Genomic DNA, 1,354 nt, shown 5'->3' with positions numbered 1-1,354 from the left:
ACAGCCCAGTGAGTAGGTGGGAGATGAATTGGCTTCGAATAAGGGATGGCAGGAAGCCATCTTAATTGTTCGACATACATAAAGTGTTGCTTCACTATCTATCGAATATATGTTTGGTGTATAATAGTTCATATACCGAGATGGAGGTGAATCAAATGATGATTAATAAAGCCTTTAAGTTTCGTATCTATCCAAATCAAACACAAGCAATTCTAATCAACAAAACGATTGGTTGTTCGCGTTTTGTATTCAATCATTTCCTTTCCCTATGGGATCACGCATACAAAGCGACAGGAAAAGGTTTGACATATGGTACATGCTCTGCCAAACTTCCTGCCATGAAAAAAGAGTTTGTTTGGCTAAAAGAAGTGGATAGTATCTCAATTCAGTCGTCTGTTCGCAACCTTGCGGATGCTTATACACGCTTTTTCAAAAAGCAAAACAGCGTCCCGCGCTTTAAATCTAAGAAAAACAACGTACAATCTTATACCACAAAACAAACAAATGAAAACATTGCTGTTGTAGGAAACAAGATAAAGTTGCCGAAACTAGGCCTTGTTCGATTTGCCAAAAGTCGCGAAGTAGAGGGACGTATTGTAAATGCTACAGTTAGACGGAACCCTTCTGGCAGATACTTTGTTTCATTGTTAGTTGAAACAGAAGTGCAAGAACTTCCGAAAACACAATCTTACATCGGAATGGATGTGGGACTAAAAAATTTCGCCATTTTGTCAGATGGAAAAACCTATAAAAATCCGAAGTTTTTTCGCTCATTAGAAGCGAAATTGGTGAAAGCACAGCGTGTTCTTTCTAGAAGGACGAAAGGTTCTACTCGCTGGAATAAACAGCGAGTAAAAGTAGCAAGGATTCATGAATACATGGCAAATGCTAGAAAAGATTACTTGGACAAAATCTCGACTGAAATCATCAAAAACCACGATGTTATCGGTATAGAAGATTTGCAAGTATCGAATATGTTAAAGAATCATAAGTTAGCAAAAGCAATTAGTGAAGTATCATGGTCGCAATTTCGATCCATGTTAGAATACAAAGCAAAATGGTATGGCAAACAAGTCATTGTCGTATCGAAAACATTTGCTTCCAGCCAATTATGCTCTTGTTGTGGATATCAAAACAAAGACGTTAAAAATCTAAACCTACGTGAATGGGGTTGTCCTTCTTGTCGTACACACCATGATAGGGATATTAACGCAAGTATCAATCTAAAGAATGAGGCGATAAGGCTTCTAACCGCAAGGACTGCGGGGATAGCCTAATCAATTAGAGTTCGATAGAACTCTTTACTTAGGAATCCCTCACTTCTAAACGAAGTGAAAGTGGGGGTAGTTCAATA

At 38.2% G+C, this 1,354-nt stretch carries 1 protein-coding gene; it reads left to right on the top strand.

Going from position 1 to position 1,354, the window contains the following annotated elements:
• Positions 1-155: 155 nt before the first annotated feature.
• A complete protein-coding gene (tnpB, locus tag CO726_RS30895; protein ID WP_099686823.1) occupies positions 156-1,277 on the top strand; it encodes an IS200/IS605 family element RNA-guided endonuclease TnpB in 1,122 nt (373 codons plus the stop codon).
• Positions 1,278-1,354 lie beyond the last annotated feature (77 nt).

The organism is Bacillus fungorum, assembly GCF_002746455.1.
In the GTDB taxonomy this organism is placed as follows: domain Bacteria; phylum Bacillota; class Bacilli; order Bacillales; family Bacillaceae_G; genus Bacillus_A; species Bacillus_A fungorum.
The sequence above is the reverse complement of the archived record's forward strand: the minus strand, read 5'-3'. Positions and strand labels throughout refer to the sequence as shown.